This is a genomic window from Veillonella criceti (assembly GCF_900460315.1).
Classification (GTDB): domain Bacteria; phylum Bacillota; class Negativicutes; order Veillonellales; family Veillonellaceae; genus Veillonella_A; species Veillonella_A criceti.
In genome coordinates this window covers 1,812,002-1,832,957 of sequence record NZ_UHIO01000001.1, presented here as the reverse complement: position 1 = coordinate 1,832,957, position 20,956 = coordinate 1,812,002, and the positions used below count along the sequence as shown (strand labels likewise).

Below are 20,956 nucleotides of genomic sequence, written 5' to 3'. Positions count from 1 at the left end.
CGGTCACGAGTAAACTCTTAGACCTTTTTTTAATCAATATTATTTAATTTCTTTACGAGCTACGCCAGTTTTTACCGCTTCCTCAGCTACCGCTTTCGCCACGGCCAATGGAACACGTTCATCAAACGCATTCGCTACCACATAGTCTTCACGAAGATCTTCATCAGCAACTAAATTAGCCAGTGCTTCAGCAGCTGCTAATTTCATTTCATCATTAATTTTAGATGCGTGCACGTCAATAGCACCACGGAACAAACCAGGGAATACATTGACATTATTAATCTGATTTGGCGCATCACTACGACCTGTACCCATTACACGTACACCACAAGCTTTTGCATCATCATACATAGCTTCTGGATTTGGATTAGCCATAGCAAATACGATAGAATCTTCTGCCAAGTTTTTCAAAATTTCTTCAGTAAAAGCACCTGCAGCCGATACACCTAATAATACATCAGCCCCTTTAGCCACTTCAGCTAAGGTACCAGTCTTTTCTTCTTGGCCAAGTAATTTAATCAACTCAGCTTGTAAGGAATCAAGACGTTTATAATTTTTATTAAGAACACCGGAGCTTACCATTAGCGTAATATCGCGTGCTCCTGCAAGATACAGCAAACGGGCAATATTAGCACCAGCCGCGCCAGCACCATTTACAACAATTTTAACTTTACTTAAATCTTTTTTCACAAAACGAAGCGCTGCTTTAACACCAGCTAAGCAAGCAATCGCCGTACCATGTTGATCATCATGGAATACAGGAATTTCTAATTCTTCTTTTAAGCGGTTTTCAATTTCGTAACATTTAGGAGAAGAAATATCTTCTAAGTTAATACCTGCAAAGTTTTTCTGCAATAATTTAACCGTATGAATTAATTCATCTGCATCTTTAGTATCTACTACGATTGGCACACAATCTACATTACCAAACCGTTTGAAAAGTAAAGATTTACCTTCCATAACTGGCATAGCAGCGGCCGCCCCAATATCACCAAGACCAAGCACACGAGTACCATCAGATACAACAGCCACCATATTACCACGACAAGTTAAATCAAAGGATAATTCTTCTTTCTCTTTAATGCGCAAGCAAGGTTCAGCTACCCCTGGCGTATAGGCCACGGATAAATCATGCGCATCCTTCAACGGATACTTTGTCCCAGTTGTTAAAAAGCCACCTAATTCCAATTTCTTTTGCACTGCTTCTTCGCGTACGTCCATGTTATTCCCTCCTACTGTTTCAAAGTTGGTAGATTTCTACCATAAAAAATTTCAGCCATTTCCTGTTTCAATAACTGATTAATATGTTTACGTTCCTTCGGTGTTAAGTCTTCTTCAGTAATCCCAAAAAGATAATTATTAATATCATATTCTTTGAGCATCATTTTAGTATGGAAGATATTTTCCTGATATACGTTAACATCAATCATGTTATACAAATTCTTAGTTTTAGCATCAATATAATTTTGAATGGAGTTAATGCGATGATCAATATAGAGTTTTTTACCTTGTACGTCACGGGTAAAACCACGAACGCGATAATCAAGGCTTATAATATCGGAGTCAAAACTACTAATTAAATAATTCAAAGCTTTAAGTGGTGAAATCTGACCACAAGTAGACACATCAATATCGGCACGGAATGTACTAATTCCACGATATGGATGGCTTTCAGGATACGTATGAACAGTCAAATGGCTTTTATCCAAATGACATACCACATCTTCTTTCTGGATTTCTTCTTCAGAAATTAAAATCGTAACACTCGCCCCTTGTGGATCATAATCCTGCTTCGCAATGTTAAGGACATTGGCCCCAATCATATGAGACACATCAGTCAAAATATCCGTTAGCCGTTGTGCATTATACACTTCATCAATGTATTCGATATACTGTCGCTTTTCAGCCTCTGTACTTGTATAACAAATATCATAAATGTTAAAACTCAATGTTTTCGTCAAGTTATTAAAACCGTATAATTTCATTTTCTTAATCGGTTTTACGGATGTCTCCATAATGTTCTGTACACCTTCCTCATTCAAAATTCGCATAAATACATTATATCGAAAGCATGCTGCACATTCAACTCTTTCGATATTTTATTTTCGCATACATGGTTTTATTTAGTCAGGTTTTAACCAAGGTTTTTCCTTTAAGTAATAGAACTGCCCTTTAAACTGACCATTTTCATATGTAGCCACAGCAAAAGTCCCCCCTGATTTATCCCTAGGTAAAGCAGGGCTACCTGGATTAACAAATAAACAGCCTTGATGTTCATACATAGCATGATGGTGACTATGCCCAGCAATACAAAGGGTCGCCCCCATACTAGCGCCTAAACTCATAACGTCCTGAATCCGATTATATGGTAAAAACTGATCACCATGTGTCATATATACATATGTATCTTGAAAGGGTATCAATTGTTCCCTCGGTTCAAAAGGACGTTGACGGTCATTATTACCGCGCACTGCAATCACCGGTACTCCAGTCTTTGTTGCCATATAACGAGCATCATCCCCATAATCACCGGCATGCAACCATACATCTAACTGCCAATCAGCCGTATCAACTAAAATTTTATCAATTACCTCTAAGTACCCATGGGTATCGCTTATAATTCCTATACGATGCACTGTACTCATATAAACTCACTTACTTTAAAATTCTATATTCTAATCTATTTTTAATTGTTGTAATAAATTTTGTAATGCTAACCCGCGATGACTAATGGCGTTTTTTTCTTCCATACTAATTTGCGCCATCGTTTTTTGAAACTGGGGCACATAAAAATAAGAATCATAACCAAAGCCCCCATCACCGACAGGTTTATCTTGAATTATACCATCGCAACATCCCGTAGCTTTAACTTCACGGCCATCAGGATACGCTAGTACTAACTCACATACATAATGAGCTGTCCGTTTTTCAAACGGTACCTCACGTAAGGCACTAACAAGTTTTCTATTATTTGCTTCATCGTCACAAGCTTCACCAGCATACCGTGCTGAATATACACCAGGTTCACCACCTAAACTATCAACAGCGAGCCCACTATCATCAGCTAAACAAGGCAGTTGCGTAGCTTTCATATAATATTGTGCCTTAATACGAGCATTCTCTAAAAAAGTAGTCCCTGTTTCTTCCGGCTCGGGGACTGCCACAATATCACCAACACTAACAGTTTCAATACCTAGTGGTTCTAAGGCCGCTTTAAATTCTCGCAGTTTACCTTTATTGTGCGTCGCTACTACTATCTTCATACGTCGCTCCTATATGCTGTGCCGCTTCACCTAACGCTTCTTTTTGTGCTTTCATTAAATCATCAGTCGCCGTTTCAGCCAAATCTAAGAGAGCATTCAGCTCATCACGGCTAAATGTACCATGTTCGCCTGTTCCTTGTACTTCTATAAGGGCTCCTGAACCAGTACGTACTACATTCATATCTACAACAGCTTTGCTGTCTTCTTCATAACATAAATCAGTAATAGGTCCTTCACTGCCAATGCCTACAGAAATAGCGGCACAATAATCACGTACTGGATAGACACCGGTCCCTTTAAATAGCGTGTTCACTGCATCTACTAAGGCAACAAAAGAACCAGTAATCGCAGCCGTACGTGTACCACCATCAGCTTGTAATACATCGCAATCTAATGTAATGGTATTTTCTCCGAGAGCCTCTAAATCAACCACCGCCCGCAATGCACGACCAATCAAGCGTTGAATTTCAACAGTCCGACCCGTTTGCTTACCTTTTGCGGCTTCACGACTATTACGAGTCTGCGTTGCACGCGGCAATAAAGAATACTCTGCGGTCACCCAACCACGACCTTCGCCTTTCATAAAACGAGGTACTTTAGGTTCTACTGATGCATTACAAAGTACCTTCGTATTGCCAAACTCAATTAATACAGACCCTTCGGCATACGCTGTAAAATGACGTGTAATTTTAATAGGCCGTACAGCCTTTGGATTTCTACCATCAATTCTCATAGTTGTCACTCCTAAATTCTTTCTTCCCTCCTATTATATCATATAGATACCTAGTTTTCTCAATATACAAACTACTTTTCCTTCCACACTTTATAAAGGTCATCTCGTCCTAATTCACAGCCGGTAAAAATATAATGTCTATAATTCCTCTTGTATATCTTTCATCGGATCTACCACTACATATCGTTGTGCCTTACCTTCTTTTTTAGCCATCCAAGTGGCATCGTAAGCGTCTTGGCGACATATTTCATCAGCTTGCCAAGGAATAAAGGTTGCAAACACATGTTGTGAGCCAAAAGGCCCGCCATCACTACGAGAGTCAATACTATGCCAACCCACTTTATCAGGATAGAGTCTAATTGTTTCCTTACGATACTCTGAAATGCCCGTTTCATCATAGTAAATTTGATGCTGATCCTGCCAATAGTCACCAAGCCCCAATAAAGCATCAACTTGCATTTCATAGCGCCGTTGCCACTGGTGTTGCCATTGTTTTATAATACCATCAATACGCTGCGTCACATCATTACGTTGACGATTACTATAGGCATCAAAAGCAGGCTCAATGACTTGACTATAATCAAGGCCAGCCATAGATAACACAATCCCCGTATTTACATAAGGCAAGGCTTCTTGCACAGAATAGCCACCTTCCAGCACAGCAATATCAGCCTGTAGTAAATCAGTAAGTTGCGCATATCCTTTTGCTGTTACCATCATATTCGCTAACGGATCACTGAAATGATTGTCTTGTCCTGCAGAATTAATAATAATATCAGGCTGAAAATCAGCTAACATAGGCAACACTACTTCCTGTAACACCTTGAGCATTCCTTCATCGCCAGTACCCGGTGGCAGTGGAATATTGACCGTGCTTCCTACTGCTTGTGGCCCACCATATTCATACATAAACCCTGTCCCTGGATATAAAGTACGGCCATCTTGATGAAACGATATAAACAGTGTATCCGGATCGTGATAAAACACATCCTGAGAGCCATCACCATGATGTACATCTGTATCAACAATTGCCACTCGTTTCACACCATAATGACGACGTAAATACGCAATCATAATAGCTTCTACATTAACCGTACAAAACCCACGAATACCATGGACCATAGTCATCGCATGATGGCCTGGTGGTCGCACAAGGGAGAATGCTCGTTTCACTTCACCACGCATAACCGCTTCCGCCGCTGCTATAGCTCCACCAACCGAAACACGATGAGCTTCTGTCACCCATTTTTGTAAAGACGGTGCCCCTACATGAACGCGTTCTATATCTTGCCACGATGCTAGTAGCGGATTATATTCTCGAATAGCAGGATGCTCTAATAGGCCCTCTTCTAATAATTGGTCACGCGTATATAATAAGCGCTCTTGTCGTTCAGGATGTGTTGCCGATATCTTCCAATCAAAAGCAGGAAAAAAGACTAATCCTAAGTTAGCTTCTGTTTGCTTATTCTTATTTAACATACAAGCTCACCCCCGGTTCTAACTGTGCTTTGACCGTAATTAAACGATGTATGGATTGCCAGCCTTCAATAATCGGAACATCTTCTACGGCCACAATATGGCCCTCATTTGCATTGTGTAAACCTAGACGTTGCCCCTCTTGGGCTAAATATGTTAAAGCCATTTGCTCCACTTCAGCAGCGGAATGAAGGGAACGATTCTTTTCATGAATGCCTAACTCAGGTACAACTAATATACCTTTAGCTGTATCTAAATGAAGTGTTATCATTAATGTTTCCTTTGCCACGGCAGCGCCTACTGCATTAGCAACTGGCGCATTAGTAGGAATTTCTAGTGGTAGTTGCAAAGCTTGCGCCACAAAAGGAGCCAATGACTCAGCAGTTCCACCGACTGCCACTAATTGTTCTGGTTTAAAAACAACAGGCTCAACAATATCACGAACTACATAAATAGGGAGTTTATTTTCTTGGCTTACCGATGTAGTAATCCCCTTAACAATCACCGCCACAGCTTTTGCTACTATATCTTGAGCTAACCTAATAACAGAATCATCCTCAATAGAAGACTCACTACACGCCTTTAAATTGGCTGCTAATGTGCGTAATCCTGCCCAGGCCCTTGATTCCTCGCCATAAGAAGCACGGCCTAATACAATTAAGGCATCACCTAAGGTAGGTATCTCGCCACCTAAAGCCATAGAAGGTCCCATTCGATGAGGCCCCACTTGTATATCACCATCATCTACAATAACGGCTGACTCACCACCAATGCCTACTGAACTAACGGCAAAAGAACGGACTGCACTCGAATAACTTTGAATTCTTGCACCACCACGTGCCATAAGCGGTTTTCCTGCTTGCCAAAGTGAAATATCGGTAGTCGTACCGCCCATATCCAGCGCAACGGTCATAGCTTTTGGCATCGATTGTAACGCGGCCATTCCTAATACACTCGCAGCAGGTCCTGTAAAAGCGGTTTCTACAGGGCAAGCCTGCATATGGGCTAATGGTAATGAACCACCATCAGCTTTTAATATGTATATCGGCGCTGTCAGCCCATATCTAGCTAAAGCAGCTTCTACAGCATTAGCAAACTCTTGAAACGTATTTTGCACAGCACTATTAAAATAAGCGCTAATTGTTCGACGCGGAAAATTCAAAGAACCACTTAACTGGGCGCCTGCTGATACACTTTCATAACCTATCTCATTCAATGTTTTCACTAATGTCTGTTCTAAACTAGGATTCCGTACAGCGAATTTAGCAGAAACGGCCGCTCGTTTATATTGTTTATGCATAGCTAACTCAGATAATTTCGTTGATTTCAAAGGGGCTGTTAAAGAACCACGATGATCCGTATACCCACTAAGTACAATTGGGTCTACTGGCAATAACGGCCGAATGTCCATGCCAGGCCCAGGAATAATATATAAATCTACTGGTTCTACCTGATTCATTACTAGCGCATTGGTTACCATTGTAGTCGACAAGGTAATACGTGTTACTTTACTAGGTTCAATGGCCTTTGCCACCCCAGCCAGAGCCGCTTCAATGCCTTGCATCAAATCAGGCTTTGTAGTGCGACATTTATGACTTTGTAAAATATGCCCTTCATCAATCACTACTGCATCTGTAAAGGTACCACCTACATCAAGACCTAATAACATAGTATTCTCCTTTCTATAAGCCCCTAAAACCAATTGAAGAAACAAAAAGAGGCCCTCAGGCCTCCTTTATTATTGCCGTTCCGAAATGGAGGCAAAATTTTTAATAATAACGATTGGCGTCATCTGGTCATCATTGCCAAATGGATTATCAATCAAAATACGTGCGATGCGCTTAGGGTCCATACCACGACTATGGCCCAATACAGCCGCTCGTTTCAAATCATTAACATCAGCCACAACAGCCCCATAACTACCAGTGCGTTGTACAATGCGTTCTGCTACCTTATCCGCATCTTTTGGACCATATACAATATGTTTATCAAATGGTGGCATAGTCCCTGTTACATCATCTGTCAACGCTGCGGCTCTTGAAATTTGATAGAATACACCATCCTTACGGAATGCTTTGGCAATGGCCCCTAGAATAAACGCCCCAAAAACTTTCCATTTGCCATCTAATTCCATGGCCGATTGCATACCATATACAGAACTCATAGAGCCTTCAGCTGGTACAAAACGACATAATAAACGAGCTTGCCAAGTAGGCCGTAAATCTTCTGGACGAGTAATCCGCCCCTGAGTAATAGCCACTACTGACTCAGCGACACACACAATATCTTCTGGCCCTATATTATCACCTGCATAATGCATAATAGCTTCTACAATATCATCTCGATGGGTCAGTATACGAGTATGAACCGGTACTAATTCTAAATTTGCCATGGTTACCTCCTCTTACTGCCGCATAGCCTGCTGTAATTCTTCAGCAGTTAAAATTAAACGATTTTTAGAAATATGCCAATCACTACGACCTACAACCTGATATACAATATCAATATTCATGTCAGGAAAACCCACTAAATCTTTGCGAATATTGCCAGTTTTAGCGGTTAAAATTAATCGCAATCGAACAGTACCACCTTTGCGTGGCTCAATAATTACAGATTTCCAATATCCATCATGACGTTCATCGGCTACATCTGTAGTCCAAGAATTGACTTGCACTGCATCAAATTGCTCTTGTGGCAATAAATGACGAGGATATAAATCCATAATTGTCCCATTCTGGCGACCTTTATTGATAAAAGGAATATCAGATACTAATGTCACTTGATTGAAACTAATATCTTCTACTTCAAACGGTGTGCGTTTTTTAGGTAGCATCACAATTTGTTCGTCCCCTTGTTTCCAAGCAAAAATACGGAATGCTACAAATAGCAAGGCCACAATAAATATAATCGTTACGATTATGTTAATTAAGGTGTAAAAATACATATCCATATGTCACTCCCTTATAAAGTAATATGCCGAAGCGTAAATTCTTCTGGCGGAATCAACAACGAAATCATTCGTTTCGCTAGTGGTAAATCTTTAGTAAAACAAATATCTAATGTACCCGGATTAGTCTGTGGATTCATTAACTGTTGTGCAGTTAACACCTCTTTCACTTCTTGAGCTGTTTCATAAGAAGGATCAATAAATTGCATCTTAGGGCCAGCTAACCCCTGCATCAATTCCGTCAAAAACGGAAAATGTGTACAACCTAAAACTACCGTATCTGCACCACTCGCGATAATCGGTGTTAAATATGCATTGGTAGACGAATGAATCACTTCATCGCGCAAATGCCCCTGTTCAATTAAATGCGCTAAATCAGGACAAGCCTGTTCCCACACGGCTACAGAAGCATCTAATTCTTGCGCTTCTTCCTTATGTTTATGACTCTCAATCGTCGCCTTGGTTGCCATAATAGCAATCGAACGAGTCTGACTCATATCAATAGCGGTCCGCACCCCTTTACTAACTCCAATCACGGGGAAATCAAAGGTCGCTTGTAAATCCTCTAAGGCCACTACAGAGAATGTGTTACAAGCAACAACTGCCATTTTTACAGGTACAGTTGCTAAAAAATGACCGATATTCATAGCAATCTGACTTATTTCAGCTTTAGGCCGATTACCTACTGGATTATTAGCACTATCGCCTACATAAACAAAATCTTCATGAGGAAACATAGTCCGTAAAACAGACAATACAGTCAAGCCACCTACACCAGAATCAAATACGCCGATAGGCAATTTTTTTACCTCAGCCGGTCCTAGTCTACTCATACGCTCTGTCTCTCCTTCATGGTCCGCATCATAGGCACATAGTAAGTGTCACTTAGACGGACTACCTTGCCTGTTGCTTTATCCGTAAATACATTTTGCGTTTCACCAGTAGCAATCAAAGCCCCATCCGCTTCCCGCACAATTCGATACGTAAACACGCACTGCGCACGTGTGATTTTAGCCACTGTCACTTCTACTGTCAATATATCATCAAAACGGGCTGGTTCCTTGTATTCGCAAGCTACTTTTGTAATCGGAAACACAATCCCATCGTTCATCATATCCCATAAGGTAATACCACAAGCTCTAAAAAATTCCACACGACCTAGCTCAAACCATCGTAAGTGATTAGTGTGATGTGCCACTGACATCATATCGGTTTCGTAAAATCGCACTTGCAATGATGTGCTAAACATTTTCTATCTCACCTCACATTACTATAAAATAATTCACCCTTCATTGTACGCTACCTATGAAACACTGTCAAACATACATTATTGTAAACCACCATGTCCTAAGGCTACACAATCAGCTTTGGTAATTGGATCATCAGCGGCTAATCGCGGTAACAATATATCAAATGCTGTCGGTTGACTAAATAATACGCCACCAGGTAAACCAATAAGCGGAGTTCCATCAGCCATATAGGCAATACAAACCATGGAACCAGGCAATACCGGCAAACCATATGTTACCACTTGAGCTGCACTTCGTGCGATCGCACCAGGCGTTAAATCATCAGGATCAACACTCATGCCACCAGTACAAAATATAATATCAGCACCAGCCTGCTTTACCGTTTCAATGGCCTTCATAATCGCTTCTGTATCATCAGTGACAATTTCTTGCGCAATAACCGTCATCCCAAAAGAAGCCGCCCGTTCTTCAATACGTGGGCGAAATGCATCTTTGATTCGTCCCTTAGCTACCTCCGAACCAGTAGTAACTAAACCTATACGCTTACGCACAAATGGTTTAATCTGCATAAGTGGTGCCCCTTGTCCAATCCTTCGTGCTTGCTCTAACTGTACCCCTTCAAGCCATAAAGGAATACAACGCATACCCGCTACTTTATCCCCTTTACGCACAGCTTGATGATTATACTTTGTGACAATCGTCAATTCACCAATACTATTAATCATGTTCAAACGATTAACATCAATACTGAGCATACCGTCCCAAGCAGCCAAGGCTTCGATTTTACCTTCACGGATTTCAGAAGCATATAAACTTTCATGGGCACATACTTCATATAAGCCGAGTGCGACATCTTCTTCATGCAATTTATGGGCAAAAGCCTCTTCATCGCCCGCTTCTTGTACAAAGACATGTTCTTTACCTAACGTTAATAATAACTCTATATCTTCAGAACTTATTACATGACCACGGCGAAACGGGGTATCTTTCACTTCACCAATAACAATACGTGCAATATCATGAGCCAATACTTGACCTACGGCCTCTGCTACAGAAACTCGTTTCATCCTGACCTCCTACAACTCCATTTATACAAAAGATTGATGTACATTTACAATGTACATTTTAAGTGTATTACTGTATTTCATATTTATTGTTACTAAAACGCACAAAAGCCTCGGCTTCTGCCGAGGCTTTTGTGCTTGAGAAAAAAGAGAGAGAGAACATTTGAATCACATTCAAATGTTTAGGGGCTTTGGGGGGTGCCCCGAGATATGACTCTGTGGTCACATCCTGAAATGATTATAGCAAACTGTAAGGAAAATGTAAACAGGTCTTATGCAAATTTTGCATTTTTTCATGCAAAACTCTGCCATTATGTCTTTTCAGCACACACTTTCCTTATAACATACTCATTTCCAACTTCATCCCTTTACACAAGGAACCTCTTACACGCCAAATTTTTTAGCTCGTAAATCAGCATGTGCCTTCTTAAATACAAAAGCATTCCGAATATGATTGCGCATAGCTTGTTCCGCTGCTTCAGGATTATGATTTCGAATAGCATCCATAATTTCAGCATGTTCTTGATTACAAGAATCTGTCCGGGCCTGATCCATCGTACTAATATACATATCACGATTGACCATTTCACGGAACTCACCTAAATAGTCCATCACGCGCTCATTCTGTGAGAAAAAAGAAATTAATGTATGAAAACGACTATTAATCTGTACTCGTTCTTCGGCATCAGTCGTAGCAGCCCCCGCGTCACAAAGGCTCTGTAATTCTTCAATCTGCTCTTCTGTACAAACTTCAGCACATAAACGAGCCCCTAATCCTTCCATCACTTCACGGCACTGATACATGCCAATAATCTCTTCTGGCGTATAGCCTTTTACCGTAACACCTTTCCAAGGCTTAATAACCACTAAATTATCTTTAGCTAATTTACGAAAGGCTTCACGAACAGGAGTAGCACTTACATTCAACTGCTCTGCAATTTTTACTTCATTCAATTTAACTTGTGGCTTCAAAGCGCCTGTTAAAATCGCTTGCTTTAATGTTACATACACTTGCTCACTCAATGGTAAACGACCAATAGAATCAATCGCATTAAGATGATATTCTTCTTGCTTACCCATAATGGACCTCAACTTTCAATGATAGAAGGGATAGTAACCGTATGCTAGTAATAACACTAACCTTAGGTATAAAATAAAAGTATGTATATCTTACATGTCACTCTTTCTAATGACAGCCAATCTTTAGTATACTATAATATATACATAATATATATTATAATTTAAATATTATGTATAATATTTGTCTTAGAAATCAAATCTTGCATACTCGCATAAAATTCTACAGACTGCATTACTTTAATTATATAGATAATAGATAGAATGAGTCAACTTAAAATACACACGGGAGAACATATACATGAGTCGCTGTTTAATTATTATCAATCCCGTCTCGGGTGGAGGTCGTGCAACACAATACGCCATGGAATTACAATGGCAACTAAGCACCCTTTTTGAACATATGGAAGTAAAATTTACAACCAAAGCGGGAGATGCAACTCGTTTTGCAAAAGAGGCTACAGAAAACGGCTTTCATTCCGTATTTTGTATGGGTGGTGACGGTACCATCAATGAAACGGTTAATGGCATTGCCCAAGGTGGTGGCACATCTAAATTCGGATTTGTCCCTGTAGGCACGGTCAATGACATGTCTAGAGCACTTGGTATTCCTTTAGAGCCACTGGCTGCTATACGGGCTTTAAAACATAGTAAAATTCGCCATGTAGATATTGGTCGCTGTAACGATCAATATTTTTGTAATAATATTGCCGCTGGTGTAATTCCAAAGGTCGTCGAAGAAGTAACACCTAAAGAAAAACAATTACTAGGTCCTTTAGCCTATTTCGTAAAAGGTGGTCAGGCCCTTTTCACAACCAAAGACTATAGTTTTCATATTAAAACGGAAGATCACGACTTTACCATTCGATCGCCATTAGTTATCGCTTTATTAACTAACGTAGTTTCTAGTTTTGAAAAATTTATGCCTGTAGCTTCCGTAGATGATGGATATATGCGGATTATCATTTTCCGAGAATATTTTATTATGGATGTGCTTCGTATATTACCATTAATTTTACGTGGTTCTATTTACACATCAAAATACGTAACGATTTTAAAAGTCCGAAAAGCCAACATCACATTATTAGACGATATCGAATTGCCTACTAATATGGATGGCAACAAAGGTCCACTTATGCCTGTTGACTTAGAAGTATTACCAGGCTTTTTACAAGTCTATGTACCTGATAAAAAGAAAAAATAATATTTATCCTATCCCCTTAATGAACTAAAAAGGCTGTAGCTTAGCAAACGCTAGGCTACAGCCTCTTTTTATAATTTCCTATTAACCACGACCAGGAATAACACGTACACGTTCAATAGTTGGATTACCATCTTTATCTTTAGCGATTACATCAACACGAATTCGTTCTAATTCAAGTTCAAATTCATCAAATAAACGATCACTAATCTGAGCGCCACGCATCATTTCACGATAAATTATCATAGCAAATTCATAACGAGTCATCATTCGATTGCCATCAAAATTACCATCTGGATAGCCAATTACAATGTCATTACCTGCTAAAATAGCTAATTCATTGTATGCCCAATGATTCTTAGGAATATCTGGGAATAACTTAGTTTTGGTTGGATCTAAACGACGACCTTCAGATACGGCCACTAACGCACTACGTAAATCTTCAATTTCTTTACGCATGTCTTTCATTTCTTTAGCCATCGCTACACGACCACGGGATACATTGTTACCTTGACCTAATTTTAAACTTACGCCAACGTTAACCATATTTTCACCACCGCCGATGCTACCACCAAGGCTAACCATCGTATCTTCATTTGGACGATAGTAGGCCCCAATAGCGGCTGCATTAGCGCCTTTATAATGTCCATAACCAGCTGCTACATCCCATTTATCATCCGGATCAAAATCAAGCGGATGTAATGCTGCTAAAGCCGCTGCCCCAGCACCAACACGATTAATTTGATTACCAAGCTTATTCACAGCGCCACCTAAACCATCGATAGCCTGATCACGTTTTCCTAATTCCTCAAACAACTGACCACCATTAATAGCATCCGTAGATTTTTCATTAATATCCCCTTTAGCTACACCAGTAATCTTATTATCAGCTGCATCAATCTGATTACGAGTAAACGTTGGGCCACCAGAGATAGCAATACCATCAGAAGTGATACTTGTATGATCACCCTCTTTATCTCCAATGGTTACACTGTTAAGATTTGTTAAATCTTTAGCTAATTTAACATTTAAAGAACCATCTTTAGCGATAATACCAATGTTATTATCAGCCAATTTAGCTTCATCAGCAATGCCACCTTTAACAACTAAGTTTTGACCAAGACCAACCGTAGTCATTCCACTGTCACCAGCAAAACCACGTCCACCGGCAATTTTTTTATCAACCTGCCCTACAAGCTCTTTAACATCACCAATATTAGCGGCATTAGTATCATTACCATATACCGGTTTATCATTTTCATCTTTGCCAGTAGCGCCACTTGCAAGATTAGTAATCTGTTTATTGCCTGCATTCATACCATCTTTAGTAATTTTGATATCAGACTCTTTAATAGCAACTTCACCAGTGTTTACTTTATTCGTATCAACGCCTGCTTTATCAATAAATGTCTCACCAGCTGTAACAGAACCTTCAGAACCTAAGAGAACATCCTTGTTTAAGCTAATCTCTAACGCAGAACCATTAACTCTAGTTGTAATGTTGGAAACACCACTTGCATCACTTTCCGCTGTATCACTTGATGTAATACCACCTACCACTTTAATCGTTTTGCCAAGGTCTTGTTTAAGTTCTTTGCCATCGTCCCCAGTTAAGCCAAAACCGCCAGTTGCATTTTCACCAGTGCCATCTATAACACCTTTGATTGCATCAGATACAGTCTTTAATTGATTTTCAGTAGCGGCTCGTCCAGATACAATGTCTGGATTCTTAATATCCCAATCTATATTGCTTAGACCGGTTACATATTGACCAGCTTTAACTGGATTTCCGCTTACAGTGGTTAAGTTACCTTCGTGGAAACCAACTTTAACATCCCCAGCTTCCAAAGAACCCTTAGCACCTAAGTCAATATTTTGTGCCAACTGAACTTTTAGCTTACCATCTACATTATTAACACCAATATTCTTATCCGTTAACTTCGTGCTGTCAGCACCACCGATGATGTCTAATTGTTCATTAAGATGTTTCTTAATAATATTGGCTTCATTACCAACACCTTGGCCATTGTCACCCGCATATTTTTGACCATCTTCAAGCGTAGCTACTTGATGGGTTGTACCTGCTTCGTCTTCATACACAATACGAGTTAAGCCGTCTTTGCCATTTTGACCAGTTACACCATCTACACCAGCAGCCCCTCTAATAACATGGATATCTGCCGAAGAGCCAGGTTGTCCATCTTTACCTGGTGCACCCGTTAAGCCAATATGACCTTCAGAGCCTGGTACGCCGTCTTCACCATCTTTGCCATCTTTTGCATAGATAGTTACGCCGTTTTTACCATCAGCACCTTTAATGCTAATGCCATCTTTACCGTTAATGCCAACGCCAGATTTACCATCCGCACCATTCACACCGATATTACCATTAATACCATCTTTGCCATCTTGACCCGCTTGGCCGTCTTTACCAGCTGGACCACCAATGGATAAGTCATTAGTTAATCCAATCGTGATTTTGCCACTAGTCGGATCTGCTGTCGTGAAAATATTTTGACCGTCTCCAGCGATTTGAATAGTTTTACCTAAGTCTTGTCGTACTTCAACTGGTTTACCATCAACTTGATTATCTGCTGTAAGACCAAACCCACCAATTGCATTTTCACCAGTACCCTTCGCGATACCATCGACTGCATCCTTTAACTGACCTTCTGTAGCGGCACGACTTTCAACGATTCCTTTTTCTTCAGGATTCCACTTTGTATTATCTAAACCAGTTACATAGTTACCAGTCTGTGCCTCACCAGGTTTAGTAGTGCCATCAGCTTGTTTTATGGAAGGTGTAACATCTTGTTTACCAATCACTACACCAGTCGCTGGGTTACCATCTTTACCCTCTTGGCCATTAACTACAATCTTATCAGCGCCAATTTTTGTGGTAGTTGGAACTTGTGTTGTACCATCTTCACCTGCGGTTGTACCCACAACAATTAAACCATCTTTATTTAACCCTGTAACAGGTGCCGTTGGCTGACCCTTTTCATCCAATGGCGTATTTTCTGGCATAAAGCGAACAGAACCAGCTTCACCAAGATTAATATCTTTAGCTAATTGAACTTTCAGCTTGCCATCTACATTGTTAACACCAATATTCTTATCTGTTAACTTCGCGCTGTCAGCACCACCGACGATATCTAATTGTTCATTAAGATGCTTCTTAATAATATTGCCTTCATTGCCAACACCTTGACCATTATCACCAGCATATTTTTGACCATCTTCAAGCGTAGCGACTTGATGTGGTGTACCTGCTTCATCTTCATATACAATGCGAGTCAAGCCGTCTTTGCCATTTTGACCAGTTACACCATCTACACCGGCAGCCCCTCTAATAACATGGATGTCTGCCGAAGAACCAGGTTGTCCATCTTTACCTGGTGCACCCGTTAAGCCAATATGACCTTCAGAACCTGGTACGCCGTCTTCACCATCTTTGCCATCTTTTGCATAGATAGTTATGCCGTTTTTACCATCTGCACCTTTAATGCTAATGCCATTTTTACCGTCAATACCAACGCCAGATTTACCATCTGCACCATTCACACCGATTTTACCATCAACACCATCTTTACCATTTTGACCGTCTTTACCGGCTGGACCACCAATGGATAAATCATTAGTTAAGCCCACAGTAATTTTGCCACTAGTCGGATCGGCTGTAGTCGAAATATTTTGACCATCGCCAGCGATTTGAATGGTTTTCCCTAAGTCTTGTCGTACTTCAACTGGCTTGCCATCAACTTGGTTATCTGCGGTAAGACCAAAACCACCGGTTGCGTTTTCACCAGTACCCTTCGCGATACCGTCGACTGCATCCTTTAACTGACCTTCTGTAGCAGCACGACTTTCAACAATGCCTTCGCTTGGAGTCCACTTCGTATTATCTAAACCAGTTACATAGTTACCAGTCTGTGCCTCACCAAGTTTAGTAGTGCCATCAGCTTGTTCTATGGAAGGAGTAACACCTTGTTTACCAATCACTACACCTGTTCCTGGGTTACCATCTTTACCCTCTTGGCCATTAACTACAATCTTATCAGCGCCAATTTTTGTAGTAGTTGGAACTTGTGTTGTACCATCTTTATCCGTCGTTGTGCCTGCAATAGTTAAGCCATCTTTATCTAAGCCTGTAACAGGTACCGTTGCCTGACCGTTTTTATCCAATGGTGTATTTTCTGGCATAAAGCGAACCGAACCAACTTCACCTAAATTAACATCTTTAGCTAATTGAACTTTCAGCTTGCCATCTACATTGTTAACACCAATATTCTTATCCGTTAACTTCGTGCTGTCAGCACCACCGATGATGTCTAATTGTTCATTAAGATGTTTCTTAATAATATTGGCTTCATTACCAACACCTTGGCCATTGTCACCCGCATATTTTTGACCATCTTCAAGCGTAGCTACTTGATGGGTTGTACCTGCTTCGTCTTCATACACAATACGAGTTAAGCCGTCTTTGCCATTTTGACCAGTTACACCATCTACACCAGCAGCCCCTCTAATAACATGGATATCTGCCGAAGAGCCAGGTTGTCCATCTTTACCTGGTGCACCGGTTAAGCCAATATGACCTTCAGAGCCGGGTACGCCATCTTCGCCGTCTTTGCCATCTTTTGCATAGATAGTTACGCCGTTTTTACCATCAGCACCTTTAATGCTAATACCATCTTTGCCGTTAATACCAACGCCAGATTTACCATCCGCACCATTAACACCGATGCTACCATTAATACCATCTTTGCCATCTTTACCTGCTGGGCCACCAATGGATAAATCATTAGTTAAGCCCACAGTGATTTTGCCACTAGTCGGATCAGCTGTCGTGGAAATATTTTGCCCATCACCAGCGATTTGAATGGTTTTTCCTAAGTCTTGTCGTACTTCAACTGGCTTACCATCAACTTGGTTGTCTGCGGTAAGACCAAAGCCACCAGTTGCATTTTCGCCAGTACCCTTCGCGATACCATCGACTGCATCCTTTAACTGACCTTCTGTAGCAGCACGACTTTCAACGATTCCTTTTTCTTCAGGATTCCACTCTGTATTATCTAGGCCTGTTACATAATTACCAGTCTGTGTCTCACCAGGTTTAATAGTGCCATCAGCCTGTTCTATGGAAGGAGTAACACCTTGTTTACCAATCACTACACCTGTTCCTGGTTTACCATCTTGGCCGTCTTGACCATTTACCACAATCTTGTCAGCACCAATTGTAGTTGTAGTTGGAACTTGAGTTGTACCATCTTTATCAGTCGTTGTGCCTGCAATAGTTAAGCCATTTTTATCTAAGCCTGTAACCGGTACTGTTGGCTGACCGTTTTCATCCAATGGCGCACTTTCAGGAACAAAGCGAACCGAACCAGCTTCACCAAGATTAATATCTTTAGCTAATTGAATTTTTAGCTTACCACCTACATTATTAACTCCAATATTATTGTCTGTTAATTTAGTGCTGTCAGCACCACCGATGATGTCTAATTGTTCATTAAGTTTTTTATTGATAACCTTAGTTGCATCACTTTGGCCATTATCACCAGCATATTTTTGGCCATCTTCAAGAGTAGCGACTTGATGTGGTGTACCTGCTTCGTCTTCATACACAATACGAGTTAAGCCGTCTTTACCATTTTGCCCCGTTACACCCTCTACACCAGGTTGCCCTTTTTCACCTTTAATAGTAATAGATACACCAGCTTTACCATCAGCACCTTTAGGGCCAGTTAAGCCAATGGAACCATCAGCACCATTAATACTTACCCCTGCAAGACCATCTTTACCTTTGACACCGATTTTACCATCAACGCCATCTTTGCCATCTTTACCTGCTGGACCACCAATAGATAGATCATTAGTTAAGCCCACTGTAATTTTGCCACTAGTCGGATCAGCTGTCGTGGAAATGTTTTGACCATCACCAGCGATTTGAATGGTTTTTCCTAAGTCTTGTCGTACTTCAACTGGCTTACCATCAACTTGGTTATCTGCGGTAAGACCAAACCCACCAGTTGCATTTTCACCAGTACCATCCACAATACCATCGACTGCATCTTTCAACTGACCTTCTGTAGCGGCACGACTTTCAACGATTCCTTTTTCTTCAGGATTCCACTTCGTATTATCTAAACCAGTTACATAGTTACCAGTCTGTGCCTCACCAGGTTTAGTAATGCCATCAGCTTGTTTTATGGAAGGTGTAACATCTTGTTTACCAATCACTACACCAGTCGCTGGGTTACCATCTTTACCCTCTTGGCCATTAACTACAATCTTATCAGCACCAATTTTTGTAGTAGTCAGAGCTTGTGTTGTACCATCTTTATCAGTCGTTGTACCAACAATAGTTAAGCCATCTTTATTTAAACCTGTCACTGGCGTAGTTGACTGACCTTTGGTCTCTACTTGTGGTGCTCCAAACGAAACAGAGCCAGATTCAGTTAAATTAACATCCTTAGCCAACTCAATTTTTACTTCGGTTCGATCACTAGTAATTGTCGTTTTAATATTATTAGCTGCCACTTCACCCGTAGCACCACCGGTCAACTTTAGCCTCTCACTATTTAAAATAACCCCGCCACCTGAAGGGTTTGCTGGATTCATTACATCGGCAGTCGTTTTCAAATCCACACGTTTCAACTGGGCTACATTAACTGCATCGGTATTATATTCACCAGCTGCAACATTCGTAATCTGTCGAGTAATATAAGTACGCTTATACTGAGGCGTATTATTCTCATCAAGACCTACAAACTCTTGCGTAGTCCCCCCTACGGATACGGCACCATGTGTACCTTTCCATGTAGGATTATCTCCAGTAATCGCCGCTCTCTTACCTGTCATTGGGTCATAACCAATGCTCGTACCACCAGAACGTACTGCCTGAGAGGCTGTACCTATGGCTACACCATTATCAGCATAAGTGAAAGCATAACTACCTAAGGCCGTTCCATTCTTTCCTTGAGCGCGGGCACTCGGTCCTATAGCAATACTTTCTACAGCACCCTGTTCTACTCTAGCCGATGCACCAAGTGCAATCCCATCGCCTGAGCCAGGTTCAACTGTAGAACTCATACCTATAGCTATAGATTGTGTACTTTTAGCATGTGCTTGTCCAATTGCAATCGTATTAGCTCGCAAAGCTTCTGTATTATGCCCAATTGCTACAGAAGATGTATTACTCACTGTTGTTTTATATCCAATAGCTACACTCTGCTGGCCATACATCACATTATTTGTACCCATTACAACATTACCAAAAACTGGATTATTAACTTGTTCCCCATGTTCTCTCATAATGTTATTTTTACCAATAGCTATATTTTCTCTATTTAAATTACTTGTCCCTTGAGTTTCCCCCTGATATGAATTGATTATATTCCCCACACCTAAAGCAATGGACTCTGCACTATTCACTGTATTTCCGACACCAGTGCTATCTACTACACCACCAATAGCAATAGAATTAGTAGCCACTGGCCCTACCGTTGCTTTTTCACCAATAGCAATACTGCTTTTAGTTCTTGCCGTAGCTTCTGAACCTATAGCAATAGATTGATTACCATTCGCACTAGTGGTATAACCAATACCTACTTTACCATCAGCAACGACTATATTATCCTCAGCTGCGTACACGCTACTTGTCAATACCCCTGCTACCAACAAGCTGGCAAGCGCTACTCGACTTACACTCGTGGCACTTGATTTTGTATGTCTTTTAGCAAATTCAGATGCCACTACATAGCAGCCTTTTGTACGACTCCATATAACTTTATAAACTTTGTTCATGTTCCCTCCAAATCAAATCACATCTTACACATAAACGTTCATCAATTATTCTTCATCTTTCTTTAATAACTTTTTAAAGTATATCAAAAGTGTTATTTTTTAGTCAACTATATATTTCAAAAATAGATAATAACCT

15 protein-coding genes are annotated in these 20,956 nt (G+C 40.6%); 1 reads left to right on the top strand and 14 read right to left on the bottom strand.

Features of this window, described 5'->3' with window-relative positions; genetic code table 11:
- Positions 1-39 precede the first annotated feature (39 nt).
- From DYE54_RS08120 to DYE54_RS08060, 13 genes are all read right to left on the bottom strand, one after another.
- Positions 40-1,221: an NAD(P)-dependent malic enzyme gene (locus DYE54_RS08120; protein ID WP_115310757.1), complete on the bottom strand. Its 1,182-nt coding sequence runs from the start codon at positions 1,219-1,221 to the stop codon at positions 40-42.
- 11 nt (positions 1,222-1,232) lie between these two features.
- On the bottom strand, positions 1,233-2,015 hold the full coding sequence (gene speD, locus DYE54_RS08115) for an adenosylmethionine decarboxylase (RefSeq protein WP_115311125.1): 783 nt from the start codon (positions 2,013-2,015) through the stop codon (positions 1,233-1,235).
- Between the two features lie 108 nt (positions 2,016-2,123).
- Positions 2,124-2,636 (bottom strand): YfcE family phosphodiesterase, encoded by a 513-nt coding sequence (locus DYE54_RS08110; RefSeq protein ID WP_115311124.1) that lies wholly within the window; start codon positions 2,634-2,636, stop codon positions 2,124-2,126.
- Between the two features lie 39 nt (positions 2,637-2,675).
- Entirely contained in the window at positions 2,676-3,263 is a 588-nt protein-coding gene (locus DYE54_RS08105) for an XTP/dITP diphosphatase (RefSeq protein ID WP_115310756.1), read from the bottom strand.
- Complete coding sequence (gene rph, locus DYE54_RS08100; protein ID WP_115310755.1) at positions 3,235-3,996, bottom strand: ribonuclease PH; 762 nt, start codon at positions 3,994-3,996, stop codon at positions 3,235-3,237. Before rph ends, DYE54_RS08105 begins: the two co-directional genes overlap by 29 nt.
- Positions 3,997-4,134: 138 nt before the next feature.
- Positions 4,135-5,475: a histone deacetylase family protein gene (locus DYE54_RS08095; protein ID WP_115310754.1), complete on the bottom strand. Its 1,341-nt coding sequence runs from the start codon at positions 5,473-5,475 to the stop codon at positions 4,135-4,137.
- A complete protein-coding gene (locus DYE54_RS08090; protein ID WP_115310753.1) occupies positions 5,465-7,141 on the bottom strand; it encodes a hydantoinase/oxoprolinase family protein in 1,677 nt (558 codons plus the stop codon). The genes DYE54_RS08095 and DYE54_RS08090 overlap by 11 nt, the downstream gene beginning before the upstream one ends.
- A gap of 69 nt (positions 7,142-7,210) precedes the next feature.
- On the bottom strand, positions 7,211-7,864 hold the full coding sequence (locus DYE54_RS08085) for a coenzyme F420-0:L-glutamate ligase (RefSeq protein ID WP_115310752.1): 654 nt from the start codon (positions 7,862-7,864) through the stop codon (positions 7,211-7,213).
- Positions 7,865-7,876: 12 nt separating this feature from the next.
- Positions 7,877-8,416: a hypothetical protein gene (locus DYE54_RS08080; protein ID WP_115311123.1), complete on the bottom strand. Its 540-nt coding sequence runs from the start codon at positions 8,414-8,416 to the stop codon at positions 7,877-7,879.
- 17 nt (positions 8,417-8,433) lie between these two features.
- Positions 8,434-9,252, bottom strand: a complete 819-nt coding sequence (gene murI, locus DYE54_RS08075) for a glutamate racemase (protein ID WP_115310751.1) — start codon at positions 9,250-9,252, stop codon at positions 8,434-8,436.
- A complete protein-coding gene (locus DYE54_RS08070; RefSeq protein WP_115310750.1) occupies positions 9,249-9,668 on the bottom strand; it encodes an acyl-CoA thioesterase in 420 nt (139 codons plus the stop codon). The genes murI and DYE54_RS08070 overlap by 4 nt, the downstream gene beginning before the upstream one ends.
- 78 nt (positions 9,669-9,746) lie before the next feature.
- Positions 9,747-10,736, bottom strand: a complete 990-nt coding sequence (locus tag DYE54_RS08065) for a molybdopterin-binding protein (protein ID WP_115310749.1) — start codon at positions 10,734-10,736, stop codon at positions 9,747-9,749.
- A 381-nt stretch (positions 10,737-11,117) separates the two neighbouring features.
- On the bottom strand, positions 11,118-11,813 hold the full coding sequence (locus DYE54_RS08060; protein ID WP_115310748.1) for a GntR family transcriptional regulator: 696 nt from the start codon (positions 11,811-11,813) through the stop codon (positions 11,118-11,120).
- Between the two features lie 298 nt (positions 11,814-12,111).
- Between DYE54_RS08060 and DYE54_RS08055 the strand changes: the two genes are divergently transcribed.
- A complete protein-coding gene (locus DYE54_RS08055; RefSeq protein ID WP_115310747.1) occupies positions 12,112-13,014 on the top strand; it encodes a diacylglycerol/lipid kinase family protein in 903 nt (300 codons plus the stop codon).
- Between the two features lie 81 nt (positions 13,015-13,095).
- On the opposite strand, the gene DYE54_RS08050 is transcribed toward DYE54_RS08055, so the two are convergent.
- Positions 13,096-20,820, bottom strand: coding sequence for an ESPR-type extended signal peptide-containing protein (locus tag DYE54_RS08050; protein WP_115310746.1), 7,725 nt, complete (start codon positions 20,818-20,820; stop codon positions 13,096-13,098).
- Positions 20,821-20,956 lie beyond the last annotated feature (136 nt).

Excerpts from the sequence above, each read along its gene's own strand:
- DYE54_RS08065 (WP_115310749.1), bottom strand. The coding sequence starts at position 10,736 with ATGAAACGAGTTTCTGTAGCAGAGGCCGTAGGTCAAGTATTGGCTCAT.
- speD (WP_115311125.1), bottom strand. The coding sequence starts at position 2,015 with ATGGAGACATCCGTAAAACCGATTAAGAAAATGAAATTATACGGTTTT.
- DYE54_RS08050 (WP_115310746.1), bottom strand. The coding sequence starts at position 20,820 with ATGAACAAAGTTTATAAAGTTATATGGAGTCGTACAAAAGGCTGCTAT.
- DYE54_RS08105 (WP_115310756.1), bottom strand. The coding sequence starts at position 3,263 with ATGAAGATAGTAGTAGCGACGCACAATAAAGGTAAACTGCGAGAATTT.
- DYE54_RS08070 (WP_115310750.1), bottom strand. The coding sequence starts at position 9,668 with ATGTTTAGCACATCATTGCAAGTGCGATTTTACGAAACCGATATGATG.
- DYE54_RS08080 (WP_115311123.1), bottom strand. The coding sequence starts at position 8,416 with ATGTATTTTTACACCTTAATTAACATAATCGTAACGATTATATTTATT.
- DYE54_RS08085 (WP_115310752.1), bottom strand. The coding sequence starts at position 7,864 with ATGGCAAATTTAGAATTAGTACCGGTTCATACTCGTATACTGACCCAT.
- DYE54_RS08090 (WP_115310753.1), bottom strand. The coding sequence starts at position 7,141 with ATGTTATTAGGTCTTGATGTAGGTGGTACCTTTACAGATGCAGTAGTG.
- murI (WP_115310751.1), bottom strand. The coding sequence starts at position 9,252 with ATGAGTAGACTAGGACCGGCTGAGGTAAAAAAATTGCCTATCGGCGTA.
- DYE54_RS08095 (WP_115310754.1), bottom strand. The coding sequence starts at position 5,475 with ATGTTAAATAAGAATAAGCAAACAGAAGCTAACTTAGGATTAGTCTTT.
- DYE54_RS08060 (WP_115310748.1), bottom strand. The coding sequence starts at position 11,813 with ATGGGTAAGCAAGAAGAATATCATCTTAATGCGATTGATTCTATTGGT.
- DYE54_RS08120 (WP_115310757.1), bottom strand. The coding sequence starts at position 1,221 with ATGGACGTACGCGAAGAAGCAGTGCAAAAGAAATTGGAATTAGGTGGC.
- rph (WP_115310755.1), bottom strand. The coding sequence starts at position 3,996 with ATGAGAATTGATGGTAGAAATCCAAAGGCTGTACGGCCTATTAAAATT.
- DYE54_RS08055 (WP_115310747.1), top strand. The coding sequence starts at position 12,112 with ATGAGTCGCTGTTTAATTATTATCAATCCCGTCTCGGGTGGAGGTCGT.